Here is an 18,532-nt window from a genome sequence, read left to right as displayed (position 1 = left end):
GCAGCACCGTTTGGAAATCGCGTACCGGCCACGAATGGACCAGCACGCCGGAAAACAGTTGGTCCATCCGCCCACCAGCCGAACCACCACCACCGGACCTCTACACCCCACTGCCCTTCTGAAAATGATTGACGTGCATATGTCGTCAACGTAACCTGACGGCATGGCCTCAAAAACTGATCTAAGCCAAGCAGAAGGTGGCGATCCTCTGCAGGAGCTCGGCGCTATCCGCACGGCCCGATTGCAATTGGAGCGGCAGGAGCACTACTGGGTGCTGCAAGCTCGGAACGCCGACGTCAGTTGGGCGGCCATTGCCGCAGTCCTGGGCGTGAGCAAGCAGGCGGCTCATCAGAAGTTTCGCAAGCGGTCGGCCGGGTGATGTAAGAGTCGGCTGATGCAGGAAGTCAGCCTGATGAGGCACCGTTCGCAAATCGACGGTTCCGGAAACAAAAATGAGGCCCGGTCAAATGTTGACCGAGCCTCATCTCAAGTGGTGCGCCCAGAGGGATTCGAACCCCCGGCCTTCTGTTCCGTAGACAGACGCTCTATCCAGCTGAGCTATGGGCGCTTTGGCCTCGCGGCCGGATATAACTCTAGCGTGTTTCCTTCCGGTCACCAAATCGGCGCTAGGGTGAGGATCGCCACTCCTCATAAACCCACGGAATCATGCGGCTGGCTCCGCATTGCGACGGTCGGTGACTAGTGTGAACTAGACCGGTCTATATGACCTTTATCACTTAAATCGAGGAGCTCGAATCGAAAAACCTTGATTTTCCGCGGTTGACTGTCACTCTGAACAGTGCTGCGCGTTACAAAGCTGCAGTCCGGTCTACCCCACGGCCCATAGCATCAATACACACCACTGGCCCGAGAAAGGGAAGAGTCATGGGCGATAACGCGCGTCAGCCGGTTCTTGACGAAACACTCAAGAACGCACCAACTACACATGCCAAGCTTCTGGCCTGGGTTGCCGAAGTTTCCGAGCTGACGCAGCCTGACTCAGTCTATTGGGTGGACGGTTCCGAAGCAGAGTACAAGCAACTCACGGATGAACTGGTCGAGGCCGGCACACTCAAGCGGCTGAACCCCGAGTTGTTCCCGAACTCCTTTGCCGGCTCCTCCGATCCCAAGGACGTGGCCCGCGTCGAAGAGCGGACGTTTATCTGCTCGGAGAACGAACGCGACTCCGGCTTCACCAACAACTGGATGGATCCGGCCAAGATGAAGGGCATCCTGCGGGAGCGCTTCGCCGGCAGCATGCGTGGCCGCACCATGTATGTGATCCCGTTCGTCATGGGACACCTGGACGCAGAAGATCCGAAGTTCGGCGTCGAAATTACCGACAGCGCTTACGTGGTCGCCTCCATGCGCATCATGGCCCGCATTGGCTCGGATGTGCTGCGCAAGATCGAAGAGCTGGATGCCTTCTTCGTGCCGGCACTGCACTCCGTCGGTGCTCCGCTGGAGCCGGGTCAGCAGGATGTCCCGTGGCCGTGCAACGAGGAGAAGTGGATTGTCCACTTCCCCGAGGAGCGCTCCATCTGGTCCTACGGTTCCGGCTACGGTGGCAACGCGCTGCTGGGCAAGAAGTGCTACTCCCTGCGCATCGCGTCCGTCATGGCCCGCGACGAGGGTTGGCTTGCCGAGCACATGCTCATCCTTAAGCTGACCAGCCCGGAGAACAAGGCGTACCACATCGCTGCGGCGTTCCCGTCTGCGTGTGGCAAGACCAACCTGGCCCTGCTGGATCCGACCATCGAAGGCTGGAAGGCCGAGACCCTCGGTGACGACATCAACTGGATGCGCTTTGGCAAGGACGGCGAGTTGCGGGCAGTCAACCCCGAGGCTGGCCTGTTCGGTGTTGCACCGGGTACGGGGTGGAGCACCAACCCCAACGCCATGCGCGCCATTGCCAAGGGCAACTCCATCTTCACCAACGTGGCACTGACCGACGACGGCGGCGTCTGGTGGGAAGGAATGACGGATGAGGTTCCCGAGCACCTGACCGACTGGCAGGGCAACGAATGGACCCGGGAGGCCGGCCGTCCCGCCGCGCACCCGAACTCGCGGTTCTGCACGCCCATCGACCAGGTCGACATGCTGGCACCGGAGTACCACGACCCGCAGGGCGTCGCCATCGACGCCATCCTCTTCGGTGGCCGCCGCAAGACCACCATCCCCCTGGTCACCGAGGCCCGCGACTGGACCAACGGCATCTTCATGGGCTCCACGCTGTCCTCGGAAACCACTGCTGCTGCAGCAGGTGCCGTGGGCGTGGTCCGCCGCGATCCGATGGCCATGCTGCCCTTCATGGGTTACGACGCTGGCGACTACCTGCGCCACTGGATCACCGTTTCTGGCAAGGGCAATCAGGAGCGTCTGCCCAAGATCTTCCTGGTCAACTGGTTCCGCCGCACGGCCGACGGTGGCTTCGCCTGGCCGGGCTTCGGGGACAACTCCCGAGTGCTGAAGTGGGCAATCGAGCGCATCGAAGGCAAGGCCGACGCCACGGAAACGCCGATCGGCTTCGTGCCGACGCCGGACTCCCTCGATCTCACCGGTCTGGACATGACGCCGGAACAGGTTGAGGAAGCCGTCAAGGTTGATCCTGCTGAATGGGCCGAAGAGCTCAAGGGCATCGAGGAATGGTACGCCCGCTTCGGCGAGTCCCTGCCGGAGCAGCTGTCCGCACAGCTGAAGGTGCTGCAGGAACGCTTCGCCGCGTAAGGTTCCCTGCCGCTAGGCCATACGGAAGCAGGTCCCGACAATTGAGTCGGGGCCTGCTTCTTTTAACTGGCTTCGGGCGTATCTTGTAGAGGACCGCCGCCCGCGACCCCCGGAGGAGCCTCGGAATGACTCAAAGCGCACTTGTTGGACGCTTGGCGGGGTTCGACGCCGGGGATATCGCTTTGGCGGGAGGCAAGGGTGCCAACCTTGGCGAGCTGATCCGAAACGGCTTTCCCGTGCCGGATGGCTTCGTCGTTACGACCAGGGCCTACGCCGCCCTGCTGGACTCCACCCCGCTGGGTGCGAATCTGGCAGAACTGCTGCAGTCCGGCGTGGACGGCGCCAGCATCAGGGCGGAATTTGCCGCCACGGCCGTTCCGCCAGAAATCCGGGTTGCAGTAGCGGATGCGTATGCACAGCTGGGGTCGAAACTGGTAGCCGTGCGGTCGAGTGCCACAGCCGAGGACCTGCCGGGCGCGGCCTTCGCCGGCCAACAGGACACTTACCTCAATGTTGTCGGTGCGGATGCAGTGATCAATGCCGTGGCGGATTGCTGGGCCTCGCTCTGGACGGACCGGGCGATCGCGTACCGCCAGCGGCGGGGGATCGATCCGCATGAGGTGGCCATCGCCGTCGTCGTTCAGGAGATGGTTCCGGCGGAGATTGCCGGCGTGATGTTCGGCGCGAACCCGGTAACCGGTGCCCGGGATGAGATTGTCGTGGATGCCAGCAGCGGGCTGGGGGAGGCGGTGGTCTCCGGCCTGGTCACCCCGGACCATTATGTTCTCGACGGTGCCGGACGCCTGACGGCTTATGCCCCTGGTCGACGTGAAGTGGTGATTCACGCGTACGACGACGGCGGAACCCGCGGGAGCCGAGGTGCCGGCGAGGGGCACAGCCGTGTCGAGGCTCAGGGCGCCGCGGAGCTACAGCCGCCGCTTAGTCCGGCACAGCTCGCGCAACTCGCGCAGCTGGTGGAGCAGGCGGCGGAGCTGTTCGGTCGACCGCAGGACATGGAGTGGGCGATAGCCGGGGGCCGGCTGTATGTTCTGCAATCCCGCCCGATGACGGCCTTGCCGCCGCAGCCGGGGAAATTGAACCGGTTCCAGAAGCTGATGGGGCCGTTCTTCCTGGAGATGTTCACGCAGCGTCCGTTCCCGTTGGACGTTTCCGGCTGGCTGGACCGGGGAATCGGCGCCATGCTCCGGGACATGGCCGGCAGTGTCGGCGTCCGCTTCCCGAGCATTCAACAGCTGTTGCCGGAAGAGGACGGGGTTGTGGTCCGGCTGGTCCCGCCGATCCCGCGGCCGACGCTCCGGACTCTGGCCGCGCCCTTGTACATCGCCCTGCGCGTCCGTCGGTTCAAGCCGGAAAAGTGGACCGAGGACGGCCGGTTCACCGCCTTCCTGGCCGAGGTGGAGCAGCTGAATGCCCTGGATCCGGAGCCGCTGCGCTGGCAGGACGTCATCCAGCTGGCCGAGGACGCCTTTGCCGCGATCCACTGGATTACCGAACTGCGAGCTTCCTATCTGCCTGGTGCCTTTGTCCCGCAGGCGAAGCTGCGGCTGTTATTGCTGCTGCTGGGCAAACCCCGGCTGGCTTCCGCGCTGATCGCCGGAGCCGAAACCCGCACCAGCCAGGCTAACCGCGGCATTGAGCAGCTGGCGGAAGGCGTCCGACGCGATCCAGTCCTGTCCGCGGCGTTCGACGAGCTGGCCCCAGCGGACTTGCTCGTCCGGCTGGCGGAGCCGGAGTTCGCCGGCTTCCGCGCCGATTTCGACGCTTTCCTGGCGGAGTACGGCCACCGCGAGACAGTGAGCGTTGTCCTCAGCAGCGCACCCACCTGGTCCGGCGCTCCCGACGTGCTGCTCGGCCTGGTCAAGGCGATGTTGGGCGAGCGGCACCAGGGCGCTGACCAGACCGGACAGGCCCTGCGGGAGCTGGAGCGCCATCCCGCCCTCCGGATCGGGCCGCTCCGGCGCCAGGTTCTTGACGCCGTCGCGGCTGCCAAAACGGGCATAGCGTTCCGCGAAGACACCCACTTCTATGCCACGAAGCTGCTGCCACCGCTGCGCCGGGCGCTGCGGGAGCTCGGGCGGAGGCTCGCCGCGGCCGGTGTGCTGGACTCACCGGACCAAGTCCACCACCTGCGATTCGACGAACTCCAAACGATGACAATCGGCGGCGGCGGCGGTGGGGACGGCGACGGCGGGGCGCTGCCGGCCGCCGAACGCGAGCGGTACCGCCGCATGGTGCTTGCCCGCGAGGCAAAACGCCGCGAGCTCGAAGGCATCCCGCTGCTGCCGATGGATGCCCTCTTCGCCGGCAGGCGCAGGCAGGGGAATGCGCTGGTTTCCGGCACAGCAGCCAGTGCGGGCCGGGCAGCCGGACGGGTCCGGGTGATCCGCTCGCCGGCGGATTTCGGCACCCTGGCCAGCGGGGAGATCCTGGTGTGCCCGTACACCAATCCCTCGTGGACGCCGTTGTTCCAGCGAGCCGCCGCCGTCGTCGTGGATGCCGGCGGCCTCGGCTCGCACGCCGCGATCGTGGCCCGCGAGTACGGCATTCCGGCGGTGATGGGAACCGGCACCGGAACCAAGGTGCTGCAGGACGGCCAGCAGGTGCTGGTCGATGGGTCGGCAGGCCTGGTTGTTCCTGCCGGCAATGAGCTTACTTGACGATGAGTGCGCTTAACAACGATGGCGGCCCGGACGTTTCCGGGCCGCCGTCGTTGGGATGGTGGCTGGTTCTTCGACGGGCCTTAGTTGGCCGAGGCGAGCCAGAGGTCCGGACCGAAGACCTCGTAGTGGATCTTGGTGGCGGGGATGCCGGCATCGATCGCCTGGCTGCGGATGGACTGCATGAACGGCAGCGGGCCACAGACGTAGACGGAGGCATCGGCCGGCAGTACGACATCCTGCAGGGACATGAAGCCTGTGCTTGCGCCTTCGGCCGGTTCCTCGAGCCACAGCTTGAGGTTGGCGCCGTCGAGCTTTTCGATGTCGTTGACCATCTGGTCGCGGAGGGCCCAGGCCTCCAGGTTCTTTTCCGCGTGCAGCACCATTACTTCGCGGCTGGAACCCTGCCGGGCCAGGGAGCGCAGCGCGGATGCGGACGGGGTGCAGCCGATGCCTGCCGTCGCGAAGACCACCGGAGTGTCGCCCTCGTCCAGGGTGACGTCGCCGTAGGGGTTGGACAGCTCGAGTACATCGCCGACCTGGACGTTCCGGTGGAGCACGGGGGAGACGTCACCGCCGTCGTCGAGCTTGGTGGTGAAGACGCGGCGGTCCGTGGAGTCGACGTCGGCGGAGAGCGAGTACTGGCGGACCTGGCGCAGGCCGTCGGGCAGCTGGACCTTGACGCTGACGAACTGGCCGGGGCGGGCGACGGTGACCGGGGTGTCATCCGCCGGCTCAAGGACGAACGTCATGGACCCGGTGCCGGCCTGGTTCTTCTCCACGACCTTCCACGGCGTCCACATCTTGTTGTTAGCCTGCTGTGTGTAGAGGCGCTTTTCGATCTTGATCAGGGCATTGGCCATCAACCAGTAGACCTCGGTCCAAGCTTCGGCGATCTCGGCTGTGATCACATCGGCCAGCTCTTCGGCGAGGGCTTCGAAGAGGTACTTGTAGACGATCTCGTACTGATCTTCGGTGATGCCCAGCGAGGTGTGCTTGTTGGCGATGCGGCTGAGCATGGTCTCGGGGATCAGGTCCGGGTTGGCGATCAGAGCGGAGGCGAAGGCGGCGATGGAGCCGGCCAGGGCCTTCTGCTGCTCCCCGTTGCGCTGGTTGGCGCGGCTGAAAAGCCCGTCCAGGAGTTCCGGATGCGCCGCGAACAGGCGGCTGTAAAAGTTCGGTGTAATGCTCCCCAACCGCTCGCCCACGAGGGGGAGGGTGGTTTCAATGATGGGGCGGGACTTCTCCGAGAGCATCGTTACTCCTTGGGTCAGAAGGTGGTTGACGCCTCAAAAGTAGCATTCAAAATGCTGGTTTAAATCCACATTTCTACCGCGTGTAGAAAGTTCTTTGATTTTTCGCAGCTAGGGTTGGCGGCGTGTGCCCAACATCACAAGAACCGGCTCCATTTGAGCCTGATGCGGCAGGCTCGAGACGACCAGATCGTCGAGCTCGCGGTAGAAGGCCTCGCGGGCGCGGCGCAGGGCCCCGCGCAAGCCGCAGTTGTTGCTCATCGGGCAGTTACCGGCGGCGCTTTCGCAGTCGACGGGGTCTTCGCGCTCGTCCAGTTCGCGCAGCAGCCAGCCCACCGCCGTCGTACGCCCTTTGGCGCTCAAACGCACGCCTCCGGAGCGGCCGCGGACCGCGTCCACGAGGCCGAGGGAGCGCAGTTTCAGAACTGCTTTGCTGACGTGGTTGTAGGGAGTCCCGACGCCGTCGGCGATGGCCTGGGTGGTCAGCAGTTCGCCTTCGGGCGAGGCGCTGAGCAGCATGAGGGCGCGCAGGCACACGTCAGAGAAGGCATTGATCCGCATGCAGGCATTCTAACGCCGCCGCGTGGATGCTCCGTCCGGTCTTAGGCGGGCGGCCAGACGATCCGGTCCTGCGGGTCGATGAACGGATCCGGGTAGGTCCATTCGCCGTCGTCGTCATGGCTGTAGGGCTGGATGGCCGCGATGGCGGCTCCCCACGAATGCTCGGTGGCGACGTGGATGGCGTCCGTGTCATTGTCGGGCAAATAGATGTCGCTGATCACCGCGATGGCGCGGAACTGCGACTTCTCCTGCTGCAGCGCGGTGTAGATGTCCTGGATCATGGCATCCGCGTCCACCTCGTCGGATTCTTCATCGCCCTCGATGTCCTCGGGCTGGACGGCGATCAGTCGCAGCTCGCCGTCTGTGGTCATCACCAGGCCCACCGGCAGGAAGGCGCCGTGTTCTTCCAGTTGCTCCTGTGCCATGCCCAGGCCGGTACCGAAGAGCGTGTCGATGTCGTTCAGGACCTCAGGTTCTATGCCTTCGCGCCACGAAGTGCCCTCTGTGCTCATTGGTTATTCCCTTACCAGTCCCAGGACGGTGTCCCGGACCTTGTCCAGTGTTGCGGTGTCGATGGCTTCTGCGTTCAGGCGCAGGAAGGGTTCGGTGTTGGACGGGCGGAGGTTGAACCACCAGGAGCCGTCGCGGGCGGTGAAGGTCACGCCGTCGAGTTCGTCGATGTCCACGTCGTCGCCGGAGAACCGGGCGCGGACGCGGGCGACGGCGGCGTCCTTGTCCTCGATTTTGGAGTTGATTTCGCCGGAGGAGACGTAGGGCTCGTACTCGTGCGCGAGGGCGGAGAGCGGCTGGTTCTGTTCGCCGAGGGCGGCGAGGACGTGCATCGCGGCGAGCATGCCGGTGTCGGCGTTGAAGAAGTCGCGGAAGTAGTAGTGCGCGGAGTGCTCCCCGCCGAACACGGCGCCTTCGGCGGCCATCACGGCCTTGATGAAGGAATGCCCCACCCGGGTGCGCACGGCGCGGCCGCCGTCGGTGGCGACGAGTTCGGGCACGGCGCGGGAGGTGATCAGGTTGTGGATGATGACCGGGGTGTGCTCGCCAGCGGCCTTGGCGCGGGCGATTTCTCGGCGGGCCACCAGTGCGGTGACGGCGGAGGGGGAGACCGGGTTGCCGGTTTCGTCGATCACGAAGCAGCGGTCCGCGTCGCCGTCGAACGCCAGGCCGATGTCCGCGCCGTGGGCGACGACGGCGGCCTGCAGGTCGCGCAGGTTTTCCCGTTCCAGCGGGTTGGCCGGATGGTTCGGGAACGTGCCGTCGAGCTCGAAGTACAGTTCGATGATTTCCAGCGGCAGGGCCGGAAGCACGCCGTCGCCCAGGACCGCGGGGGTGGTCAGCCCGGCCATGCCGTTGCCCGCGTCGACCACGACCTTCAGAGGCCGGGAACCGGAGAGGTCAACCAGGGAGCGCAGGTAGGCGGCGTAGTCGGCCAGCACGTCCTGTTCGCTGAGCGTGCCGGGGTCGGAGGCGGGGATGCCGTCGGTAAGGTAGCGGGCCGCGGTGTCGCGGATCTCGAAGAGTCCGGTGTCGGAGGAGACCGGGACGGCGCCGGGCAGGGCCATTTTCATGCCGTTGTATTCGGCCGGGTTGTGCGAGGCGGTGAAGACGACGCCGGCCGCGGACAGGGTGCCGCAGGCGAAGTAGAGCTCGTCCGTGGAGATCAGGCCCAGCATCTTCGGGTTCGCGCCGCGGGCCGCGGCGCCGCGGGCGAAGGCCCGGGCGAATTCGGGGGAGGACGGGCGCATGTCCCCGCCGACCAAGACGGTCTGACCGGCCAGTCCGAGGACGTCCACAAACGCGGCGCCGGTGGCCTCCACCGTGGCCGCGGTAATCGTTTCGCCAACGATGCCGCGCACGTCGTACGCCTTGAAGGACTCCTGGAAAGAAACACTAAGATCGAGACTCGTCACCGCCCTAGCTTATAAGGAACCCCTGTGGATAACCGACAGGACTGTCAGGCGCGGCTGTAATACTGGGGTAATGGCTGATTTGCAGAGCATGACCGGACAGGTAACCGACCTTCGGGAAGAAGCAACCGAAATCCTCCGCCGGCTGGTGGGAAATCCGGAGGCACAGTTCCACTCGGGGCAGTTCGAGGCTGTGGAAGCTCTGGTGGCCGGCGGCCGGCGGGCGCTGGTGGTCCAGCGGACGGGCTGGGGAAAGTCCGCCGTCTACTTCGTGGCAAGCCTGCTGCTGCGTGCCCGGGGCGCCGGGCCGACCCTGATCGTCTCCCCGCTACTCGCGCTGATGCGGGACCAGGTCTCCGCGGCCGAACGCGCCGGGGTCCGCGCCGCCGCCATCAACTCGGCCAACCAGTTGGAATGGGACGACATCCGAGCCAAACTGGCGGGCAACAGCGTGGATGTCCTGCTGGTCTCCCCGGAGCGGCTGAACAATCCGCGGTTCCGTGATGAACAGCTGCCTGAGCTGATCCGCAGCTCGGGTCTGCTGGTGATCGATGAGGCTCACTGCATCTCGGACTGGGGCCATGATTTCCGCCCCGACTACCGGCGTATCCGGGACCTGATCGAGCAGTTGCCCGCATCCGTGCCGGTACTGGCCACTACCGCGACAGCAAACTCGCGCGTGGTCCACGACATCGAAGAACAGCTTGGTGCCGCGGCCCTTGCCGGCGACGTTGCGGCCGACGGACAGGTGCTGACCATCCGCGGGCCGCTGGCCCGGGAATCGCTGCGTCTGGGCGTGCTGCGCCTGCCCAATGCAAGGGCACGGCTGGGCTGGCTGCTGACGCATTTGCACGAGCTGCCCGGCAGCGGCATCATCTACGCCCTGACCGTTTCCAACGCCGAGGACACCGCCCGGCTGCTGCGTGAGGCGGGCCACGAAGTGCTTGCCTACACCGGCCGGACGGACCCGGCGGACCGCGAGGCTGCCGAGGCGGCGCTTAAAGACAACCGGGTCAAGGCACTGGTCGCCACCAGCGCGCTGGGCATGGGGTTCGACAAGCCGGACCTGGGATTCGTGGTGCATCTCGGGGCGCCGTCGTCGCCGGTGGCGTACTACCAGCAGGTGGGCCGCGCCGGCCGCGGAACGCCGAACGCTGACGTCTTGCTGCTGCCCGGCCGCGAAGACCGCGACATCTGGGAGTACTTCGCCACCGCGTCCATGCCGAACGAGGACATCGCGCTGGCCGTGCTGCGGGAACTGGCGCAGCCGGGGATCGTGCTGTCCACCGCTGCGCTGGAAACCCGGGTCAATCTCAAGCGCTCCCCGCTGGAGCTGCTGCTCAAGGTGCTGGCCGTGGACGGGGCCGTACAGCGGGTCTCGGGCGGCTGGGAAGGCACCGGGCAGCCCTGGGATTATGACCGCGAGCGCTACGAGCGCATTGCCAAGGCGCGCGTCGCGGAGCAGAACTCCATGCTGGATTACGAGAACACCACCGGCTGCCGGATGGAATTCCTCTCCCGGGAGCTGGACGATCCGGCGGCGGCACCGTGCGGCCGCTGCGATAACTGCGCCGGCCGCTGGTACGCGGAATCGGTGGCCGAGTCCGCCACGGAAAGCGCCGATGCGGCCCTGCACCGGGTGGGTGTCGAACTGGATCCGCGTGCCATGTGGCCCACCGGCATGAACCGGCTCGGTGTGGAGGTCAAAGGCAAGATCGGACCGGCGGAGGCGAACCTGCCCGGCCGTGCGCTGGCCCGTCTGACGGATCTGGGCTGGGGCGGCAAACTGCGCGAACTGTTGTCTGATCAGGCGCCGGACCGGCCGCTGGACCAGCTGACCCTGCAGGCCTGCGTCCGCGTGCTCGCGGAATGGGGCTGGGCCCAGCGGCCCGTCGCGGTGGTCAGCGTGCCGTCCCGGACCCGCCCGCAACTGGTCGGTTCGCTGGCAGAAGGATTGGCCAGCATCGGGCGGATGCCCTACCTGGGCGCTCTGTCCATGCCCGGCGGTGGTCCGAAGAGCGGCCCGGGCGGCAACAGCGCGTACCGTTTGGCCGACGTCTGGGATCAGTTCGAGGTGCCGGCCGGTGGAGCCGAATGGTTCGCGGCCAACCCGGGGCCGGTTCTGCTGGTGGATGATCTGGCGGACAGCCGGTGGACCGTTACGGTTGCCGGCCGCACGTTGTGCCGGGCCGGAGCCGAGGCCGTGCTGCCGTTCGCCCTGGCTCTGAAGGCCTGATGGCGCGGGGCTGAGAGGCCCCCGTGCCCACCTGCCCGCCCTGTCGCCGGGGCGGGTGGGGCCTCAGACTCCGCGGAACGCCGCGTGGAAACGCAAAAGGCCCCTGCGGTTCCTCGCGGAACTGCAGGGGCCAAACGCGGAGACGGGGGGATTTGAACCCCCGGTCGAGTTTAACCCCGACCCTTCATTAGCAGTGAAGTCCATTCGGCCGCTCTGGCACGTCTCCAAGATGCTGTTGCCAGCCCATCAAGATTACCCAGATAACGGGGCCAGATCAAAACGGGCGCCAACAGGTGGTCTCCGCCGCCGGTCTGCGGGCCTCAATCGGTGAGCGCGTTCCACAGAAAGGTGTTGGACAGCGTCTGCAGGCGGGCGGCCTGTTTGTTGTCGCTGGCGCCGGCATGGCCACCTTCGAGCGCTTCGTGGAACCAGACATTCTGCACGCCCATGGCCCGCATCCGGGCCGCCATCTTCCGTGCCTGCACCGGTCCGACCCGGTCATCCGAGGTTGCCGTCCAGATCAAGGTGTCCGGGTAGTCGGTTCCCGGCTCAAGCAGGTGGTACGGCGAGAAGGTGCGGATGAAGTCCCACTGCGCCGGGTCCTCCGGGTCGCCGTATTCGGCAACCCACGAATACCCCGCGGACAGCTTCGTATAGCGGGCCATGTCCAGCAGCGGGACCCCGCAGGAGACCGCCCCGAACAGGTGCGGGTACCGGGTGAGCATGTTCCCCACCAGCAGCCCGCCGTTGGAACCGCCCGAGCAGCCCAGACGCTCCCGCCGGGTCACGCCGCGGTCCTTCAGATCCTGCGCGACGGCCGCGAAATCCTCGTAGGCCCGGTGCCGGTTCGCCTGCAGTGCGGCGCGGTGCCAGGCCGGGCCGTACTCGCCGCCGCCGCGGATGTTGGCGAGCACGTACACTCCGCCGCGCCCGTCCGCCGGGCGCTGCTGCAGCCAGGCCCGCCCGACGGTCCCGCTGTAGGCGGGCGTCCTGCTGACCTCGAACCCGCCGTAGCCCGAGAGCAGGGTGGGATTGCCGCCGTCGTACGTAAGGTCTTTGGGTCCCACTTGGAAATACGGGATCTTGGTGCCGTCCTCGGACACGGCGAAATGCTGCTCCACCGTGTAGCCGGAGGCATCAAAGAACGACGGCGACGACTTCACCGCCGTCGCGGGGTGATCTGCCACGGTGCCGCGGGAGAGCGTGGACGGCGTGAGGAAGCCCGTGGCCACCAGCCAGTAGTCGTCGCTGTCCTCATCGTCCACGGCCGAGGCGTCCACCGAATGCAGTGGCGGGCAGGCATCGAGTTCCACGGCCGCCCAGTTCTTCGCCGGGTCCAGGACCAGCACCTGCGAGGAGACGTCCTGCAGCAGGTTCAGCAGCAGGAAGTTCTGCGTCCAGCTCCAGGACTGCAGCGAGGTGCCGGCATCCGGCGTGAAGAGGGCGATGAGGTCGCGGCTGCCGGCGAGGAAATCCTCGAGCCCGACGGCCAGCAGCGAGCCCGCCGGGTAGGTGGTGTCGGTGCCGGCAGGCTGCCAGTCGGTCTGCGGGCGCAGGGTCAGCCACTGTTTGTGGAAGCCGACCTCCACATCCGTGGGCACGTCGATGGGCAGCCATCCGCCGTCGCGCCTGAGGTAGTTGCGGTAGTTGAAGAAATCGATCACGTCTACCGCGATCTCGCGCTCGAAACCGGGTGTGGAGTCGTGGACGGCCTGCGCCAGCATATGCTCGGCGGGCACTTCGAAATACGGTTCGGCGTCCGCCGGGCTCTGGCCGCGGCGCAGGATCCGGCTGGTGCGCGGGTAGGAGGACGTGGTCATGCTGCCGGGACCGAAGTCCGTTCCGAGCAGGATGGTGTCCTCGTCCAGCCAGCTGGCGTAGGTCTTGGCGGCGGGAATCTCGAAGCCGCCGTTCACGAAGCTGCGGGTTTCGACGTCGAACTCGCGCAGCGTGACCGCGTCCCCGCCGTCAGGGGAGAGCCGCAGCAGCGCGCTCCGGTAGCTGGTGCCGTCCGCGGGGCGGAGGAACTGCGAACCGGCGAAGACCCATTCCGTCCCTTCGGCCGCGGCCAGCGCGTCGACGTCCAGCAGGACGTCCCACTCGGGCGAGTCCTGCAGGTAGCTCTCCCACGTAGTGCGCCGCCAGAGGCCGCGGGGGTTCGTCTTGTCCCGCCAGAAGTTGTAGTAGAAGTTGCCGCGCTTGGTGACGGCAGGAATCCGGTCCTCCGAGTCCAGCACCTCGAGCACGCTTTGCTCCAGCTCCAGGAACTTCTCGTCTACCAGCTTGGCCTGGGTACGGGCGTTTTGGTCGCGGACCCAGTCCAGCGGCTTCTCGCCGTAAATGTCTTCGAGCCAGCGGAACTCGTCGTCGGGCAGGTGGGTGGGCTCCTGAGTCATGCTTCCCATCCTAGGCAGGACCGGGCAACCAAGCCGTCGGGGTCAGGCAAGTGAGCCGTCGCGGCCTGGTGGGAGGCAGCCGGAGGGGCCACGAGCGGGCGAGTGCGCGGGCCCGGTTACGCTAGAAGGCATGGAATCTCAGCGCGGCTACCGGGTGGCTATCGTGGGTGCAGGCCCGCGCGGCACCTCCGTGTTGGAACGTTTGGTAGCCAATCACCGGGACCGTGGCGAGACCGACCGGCTGCACATCCATCTCATTGATCCGTACCCGCCGGGCCCCGGCCACGTCTGGCGTGCCGGCCAGTCCCGGCTGTTCCTGATGAACACCCCCTCGCTGTTCCCCACCGTGGTGCCGACCGGGGAACTGGACGCCGCACCGGTGGCCGGGATGTCCTTCGAGGCCTGGCGGACCGCCGTCGTTGCCGGGAGCATCAGCGATGTGCCGCCGGAGGACGTAGACGAGGCCCGGTCGCTCACGGCTTCGGACTTCCCCAGCCGGGCACTGTACGGAAGGTACCTGGCCTGGACGTTCGCCCGGCTGAACGAGGCGGCCGGAAACCACGTGCTGGTCCACGTCCACGCGACTGAGGCCACCCACCTGCACCGGATCGACGGCACCAGCCGGCTGACCCTCGCCGACGGCAGCACTGTGGACGCGGACGCGGTGGTGCTGGCGCTGGGGCATTTGCCTGCCGCGCTGAACCCCGAACAACAGAACCTGCAGGACGAGGCCGCGCGGTACGGCCTGCACTACCTGCCGCCGAATGTGCCGGCGGATCTCGACTTCAGCCGTATCCCGGCGGGCCGCACCATGCTGGTCCGCGGCCTGGGTCTGAACTTCTTCGACGTGATGATCCAGTTGACCCAAGGCCGGGGCGGAACGTTCCTGCCGGCGTCGGACACTGAGCCCATGCGGTACGTGCCCTCCGGCAAGGAGCCGAAGCTGGTAGCCGGTTCTCGGCGCGGCACCCCGTACCGCGCCAAGGCGAGGCTGCAGAGTTACCTACCTGCCGGCGTCGAACTTCGCTATTTCACGCCGTCCGCCGCGCGGCTGTTTGCGGACGCCGGGGTGCAGCCGGGTTTCGACCACGACCTGTGGCCGCTGCTGCAGCGCGACGTGCTGTGGACGTACTATGCCACGCTGGCGAGGGTGGAGCCCGGGAGCATCAACGGGCATCCGCGCGAATTCCTGGCCGGGCTTCAGGAGCTGCTGGACCAGAAAACCGTTCCGGGCAGCCCAACCCTGCGCAACCGTATCCGCGGGTACCTGGACGAACACATTGAGCCGGGGAGGCTGTTGGACGTCGAGGCGCTGGCCCGGCCCTTCGCGGGACGGAAGTTCGCCTCCGCACAGGAGTACCAGCAGGCCATGGTCGCTTATCTTGAGGCGGATGCGGCCGGCTCGGCGCTGGGCGAGGACGACCCGTTGAAGATGGCCATCGGGGCGCTGAACGCCGGGCGTAGCCTGCTCAAGGAGATTGTGGCCGACGGCGGACTGACCGACGAATCCTGGCTCGCCGAGCTGCGGGGCTGGTTCGAGCCGCTGGTGGAAGGCCTCGCGAGCGGACCGCCGGCCCAGCGGATCGAGCAGTTGGCGGCGCTCGCCCGCGCCGGAATTGTCGAGTTCGTGGGACCGGATCCGCAGTTCGAAGTAGATCCGGAGACCGAACAGTTCCGGGCCACTTCGCCCTGGGTTGTTGGCGCTGCGTACTCGGCGACGTATCTGATGGAAGCCATGATGCCGGCCAACCGGGTGGCGCAGAACCGCTCCGTGCTGCTGCGCCACCTGCTGGAGGCCGGGCTGGTCCGGCCTAAGCAGATGCTCGGTGCCGAAGGGGCGCCGGTTCCGACGTCGGGGTTGGATGTCACCCGGCCGCCGTACCGCCCAGTCGGGATCAACGGCCGGCCCGTGGAGAACCTCTATGTGCTGGGGCTGCAGCTGTCCTCGGTGCAGTGGGGGACATCCATTGCCGCGGAAGCCGGTGCGCCGGTGCGCCAGGGCGGCCGCACCCTGAAGGACGCGGACGATATTGCGCGCGCCATCCTGGATGCGGCCGAGCCCGCCGGTGCCGCCCGGGTCGAGGCCGGCTCTGCCGCGGGCCCTTCCTGACGGGTTTCCTCCTGCCCCTACCGCTTGCTGTGCGCCTTGTCCTGCGCGGTCGGCAGGGCCAGGCCGACGACGATCGGGTCGTGGTCGCTGGCCCGAAACATGTCCGGGGCGTAGAAATCGGTCACGTTGTAGTTGTACCGGCTGTATTCCAGCGCGATCGACTCCACCGAGTTGATGTTCCAGATGTCCGCGCCTTCCACCACGGTGTCGGCCTCGGGTGAAGCGAAGATGTAGTCCAGCGAGCCCACCATGCCGTCGAAGTTGTAGCTGTGCTCGCCGGTCTTGGCGCCTTGGTCGATGTAGCCGGCCTCCGTCAGGACGCGGATCGGATCTTCCTGCGCATAGGAGTTGAAGTCACCGGTGAGGTAGACCTTCTCCGTGCCGAACCGCTCCTGCATCGTCCCGGCGAAGTCCACCAGGGATTCCGCCTGCTCTGTGCGGGCTACGTTCCACGCGCCCTGGCCGTGGTCTGCATTTTCGCCCGAGGACGGAGCGGAGCCCTTGGATTTGAAGTGGTTGGCCACCACAATGAACTTCGTGTCCGCGTCGCCGTGCTTGACTTTGAAGGTCTGGGCCAGCGGCTTGCGGGCGTTGGCAAAGGCCTCCGTGTCGTTGTGGATGACGGATTCGCCGATGGTCTGCACGGCGTCCTTCTTGTAAATGAAGGCCGTGCGGATGAAGTCCTCGTCCTCCAGCGCGGGCAGCTCTTCCGGTGAACGGACGTAGTCCCATGCTGCGTCTTCGCCGTCGGCGGCGAGGCCCTCGTTCAGGGCGGCGGTCAGCGTGGCCAGGGCATCGTCCCGGTTCTTGCCGAACTGTGCGGAGTTCTCGATCTCCTCGAAGGCGACGACGTCCGCGCCCAGGGCGTTGATCGCGGCGACGATCTTGGCCTCCTGCCGTTCGAGGTTCTCGGCGTCGTAGGCGCCGCGGGCGTCGCAGTTCCGGGCGGTGATCGGGTTACCGTCCCGGTCTGTGTAGGCGTTGCAGTCGTCCAGTTGGTCGCCGGTGGTGGTGAAGTAGTTCAGCACGTTGAAGGAGGCGATCTTCACGTTGCCGGCGACCTCCTCCGGCGCCTGCGTGCGGGTATCGGAGAACGACGCCGGCTGGACCGTTTCGCCGTTGGCTGCGGTCAGTTGGGTCAGCGGTTGGAAACGCCACAGGCCGAACCTGTAGTCCAACACCACGCTCGTGTCGAAGGATGCCGGTGAGCCCACCCGGACAGGGGTTTCCGGGGTCAGGTACGGCAGAGGGATGTCCTTGTTGGCGTCGGAGCCCAGATAGTTGATGCTGGCACCGTCGTCCAGGGTCACGGAATGCGCGGCATTTTTCTCTGTTTCAGCCCAGAACTCGTCCGAGCCGTAGGTGCCGACAGCGGTGGGCTGAACCAGCGGCTGGTCGCCCACGGCCAGGCCGATCTCGCCGTACTGGTTCAGCGAGTAGTTGTCCGTCACGGTAAAGCTGCCCTGCGGATCAAGCAGCATGCCTTCGAACTTCTCCCGCTCGCCGTCGCTGGCGGGCCACTCGATGGCGGCAGGCTTCACTTGCTCGGCCGCTTCGTCCAGCCGGACCAGCCCGCCCTCTTCAACGGTCAGCTCGGTCAACCCGTAGTATTCGCTGACCCCGCCGGTGACCTCGACGTGGTCGCCGAGGGCAACCTCGTCCACCGTGGCGGAGGAGAAGACGAAAATGCCGTGCGACGCTGCATGGTCCGCGTCGATGTCCCCGCCGGTTCCCGGGGTCTGAATGTAGTATCCGTTGAACCCGCCCTCCGGGTACACCGCCGTCACTATGCCGCGGGTTGTCACGTTCCGGCCGGCCAGCGGCGAGACGTCCGACGTGCCCTGGATCTCGGCGATGGTCCGTTCATCGGCCGGTTGCGGCTCCGGCTCGGGATCGGGTTCAGGACCGGGTTCGGCACCGGTTCCACCGGAATTGGTCGGCGTGACCTGGTCGCTCAAGGTGAAGTCGGCGGAGTTGGCGTTGGTGTCCGCGCCCTCGGTACGGTTCATCGAGAGCGGGTTCGTGCTCCCGCCGGGCGATGGCGCGGCCGAGGTCTCGAAGGTGTTGGAGCTGCCGTAGCCCAGTAGATCCAGCACCCGCTCGTCATCGGTCACTGAACCGGTAGCCAGTCCGTCCAATGCGCCCGGCTGGTCGGCCAGCACAAGGGTGCCGGACGTTCCGGACGGATTCAGCGCGCCGCTGGAGATGTCCGGCTCCGGCAGGGCAACACCGTTAGCGCCGTTGCTGCCGCCCTCGACTAGGAAGTGGCCATTGGCCGGGATCGTGCCGCGCAGTTGCACCACGCCGTTCGGATTTTCGGTGCCTGTGGCCGAGCGATACTGCAGGGACATGCCGTCCAGGCTGACGGGGGAGTCCGTCGTGTTGAACAGCTCCACGAACTTATGGGTATAGGGCGCGTTGCGGCTTCCGCCGTTGACGTACGCCTCATTGATTACGACGGCGGTGTCCGCCGGTTCCGCCGCGCTCGCCGGCAGTGCGGACAGCGCTGCCAGCGGTGCTCCGGCGAGGAGGCTTGCGGCGGCAACCGCTCCCAGCACTGGTCTGCCTGGCGCGGTCTTACCTGACTTGGGGGTCATGGTTCTCTTCCTCTTGGTTTGGGGATCAAGGATGGGGGAGGTCTTCGGCACA

The 18,532-nt window shown here is 66.4% G+C and carries 10 protein-coding genes and 2 tRNA genes; 4 read left to right on the top strand and 8 right to left on the bottom strand.

Annotation, left to right across the window (positions count from 1 at the left end; all coding sequences use genetic code 11):
- Positions 1-491: 491 nt before the first annotated feature.
- Positions 492-568 (bottom strand) — tRNA-Arg (locus tag AC5RWO_RS20940).
- A gap of 317 nt (positions 569-885) precedes the next feature.
- Between AC5RWO_RS20940 and AC5RWO_RS20935 the strand changes: the two genes are divergently transcribed.
- Positions 886-2,727 (top strand): phosphoenolpyruvate carboxykinase (GTP), encoded by a 1,842-nt coding sequence (locus tag AC5RWO_RS20935; RefSeq protein WP_498733789.1) that lies wholly within the window; start codon positions 886-888, stop codon positions 2,725-2,727.
- A 125-nt stretch (positions 2,728-2,852) separates the two neighbouring features.
- Positions 2,853-5,405, top strand: coding sequence for a PEP/pyruvate-binding domain-containing protein (locus tag AC5RWO_RS20930; protein ID WP_498733787.1), 2,553 nt, complete (start codon positions 2,853-2,855; stop codon positions 5,403-5,405).
- A gap of 83 nt (positions 5,406-5,488) precedes the next feature.
- Here AC5RWO_RS20930 and AC5RWO_RS20925 read toward each other — a convergent pair whose 3' ends face one another.
- The 4 genes from AC5RWO_RS20925 to AC5RWO_RS20910 form a co-directional block, all read right to left on the bottom strand.
- Positions 5,489-6,661 (bottom strand): globin domain-containing protein, encoded by a 1,173-nt coding sequence (locus tag AC5RWO_RS20925; protein WP_498733785.1) that lies wholly within the window; start codon positions 6,659-6,661, stop codon positions 5,489-5,491.
- 108 nt (positions 6,662-6,769) lie between these two features.
- On the bottom strand, positions 6,770-7,219 hold the full coding sequence (locus AC5RWO_RS20920; protein WP_498733783.1) for an RrF2 family transcriptional regulator: 450 nt from the start codon (positions 7,217-7,219) through the stop codon (positions 6,770-6,772).
- 41 nt (positions 7,220-7,260) lie between these two features.
- Entirely contained in the window at positions 7,261-7,731 is a 471-nt protein-coding gene (locus AC5RWO_RS20915) for a hypothetical protein (RefSeq protein ID WP_169992935.1), read from the bottom strand.
- A gap of 3 nt (positions 7,732-7,734) precedes the next feature.
- On the bottom strand, positions 7,735-9,144 hold the full coding sequence (locus tag AC5RWO_RS20910; protein ID WP_498733781.1) for a phosphomannomutase/phosphoglucomutase: 1,410 nt from the start codon (positions 9,142-9,144) through the stop codon (positions 7,735-7,737).
- A gap of 70 nt (positions 9,145-9,214) precedes the next feature.
- Here AC5RWO_RS20910 and AC5RWO_RS20905 point away from each other — a divergent pair, with 70 nt between their 5' ends.
- Positions 9,215-11,377 (top strand): RecQ family ATP-dependent DNA helicase, encoded by a 2,163-nt coding sequence (locus AC5RWO_RS20905; protein WP_498733778.1) that lies wholly within the window; start codon positions 9,215-9,217, stop codon positions 11,375-11,377.
- Between the two features lie 137 nt (positions 11,378-11,514).
- On the opposite strand, the gene AC5RWO_RS20900 is transcribed toward AC5RWO_RS20905, so the two are convergent.
- Positions 11,515-11,603 (bottom strand) — tRNA-Ser (locus tag AC5RWO_RS20900).
- A 94-nt stretch (positions 11,604-11,697) separates the two neighbouring features.
- The gene (locus tag AC5RWO_RS20895) at positions 11,698-13,773 is read right to left on the bottom strand and encodes a prolyl oligopeptidase family serine peptidase (protein ID WP_498733776.1); all 2,076 of its coding nucleotides are present in this window, start codon (positions 13,771-13,773) and stop codon (positions 11,698-11,700) included.
- Positions 13,774-13,903: 130 nt separating this feature from the next.
- Between AC5RWO_RS20895 and AC5RWO_RS20890 the strand changes: the two genes are divergently transcribed.
- Complete coding sequence (locus AC5RWO_RS20890; protein WP_498733774.1) at positions 13,904-15,883, top strand: FAD/NAD(P)-binding protein; 1,980 nt, start codon at positions 13,904-13,906, stop codon at positions 15,881-15,883.
- A gap of 17 nt (positions 15,884-15,900) precedes the next feature.
- On the opposite strand, the gene AC5RWO_RS20885 is transcribed toward AC5RWO_RS20890, so the two are convergent.
- Positions 15,901-18,480: an ExeM/NucH family extracellular endonuclease gene (locus AC5RWO_RS20885; protein ID WP_498733772.1), complete on the bottom strand. Its 2,580-nt coding sequence runs from the start codon at positions 18,478-18,480 to the stop codon at positions 15,901-15,903.
- Between the last annotated feature and the right edge of the window lie 52 nt (positions 18,481-18,532).

It is taken from the genome of Arthrobacter sp. B055-34 (genome assembly GCF_059090425.1).
Note: the sequence above shows the minus strand (reverse complement) of the source record. Positions and strands in the feature narration are given on the sequence as shown.

What these genes read in the sequence shown, in the direction of transcription:
- AC5RWO_RS20935 (WP_498733789.1), top strand. Translation starts at nt 886, where the DNA reads ATGGGCGATAACGCGCGTCAGCCGGTTCTTGACGAAACACTCAAGAAC.
- AC5RWO_RS20930 (WP_498733787.1), top strand. Translation starts at nt 2,853, where the DNA reads ATGACTCAAAGCGCACTTGTTGGACGCTTGGCGGGGTTCGACGCCGGG.
- AC5RWO_RS20925 (WP_498733785.1), bottom strand. Translation starts at nt 6,661, where the DNA reads ATGCTCTCGGAGAAGTCCCGCCCCATCATTGAAACCACCCTCCCCCTC.
- AC5RWO_RS20920 (WP_498733783.1), bottom strand. Translation starts at nt 7,219, where the DNA reads ATGCGGATCAATGCCTTCTCTGACGTGTGCCTGCGCGCCCTCATGCTG.
- AC5RWO_RS20915 (WP_169992935.1), bottom strand. Translation starts at nt 7,731, where the DNA reads ATGAGCACAGAGGGCACTTCGTGGCGCGAAGGCATAGAACCTGAGGTC.
- AC5RWO_RS20905 (WP_498733778.1), top strand. Translation starts at nt 9,215, where the DNA reads ATGGCTGATTTGCAGAGCATGACCGGACAGGTAACCGACCTTCGGGAA.
- AC5RWO_RS20895 (WP_498733776.1), bottom strand. Translation starts at nt 13,773, where the DNA reads ATGACTCAGGAGCCCACCCACCTGCCCGACGACGAGTTCCGCTGGCTC.
- AC5RWO_RS20890 (WP_498733774.1), top strand. Translation starts at nt 13,904, where the DNA reads ATGGAATCTCAGCGCGGCTACCGGGTGGCTATCGTGGGTGCAGGCCCG.
- AC5RWO_RS20885 (WP_498733772.1), bottom strand. Translation starts at nt 18,480, where the DNA reads ATGACCCCCAAGTCAGGTAAGACCGCGCCAGGCAGACCAGTGCTGGGA.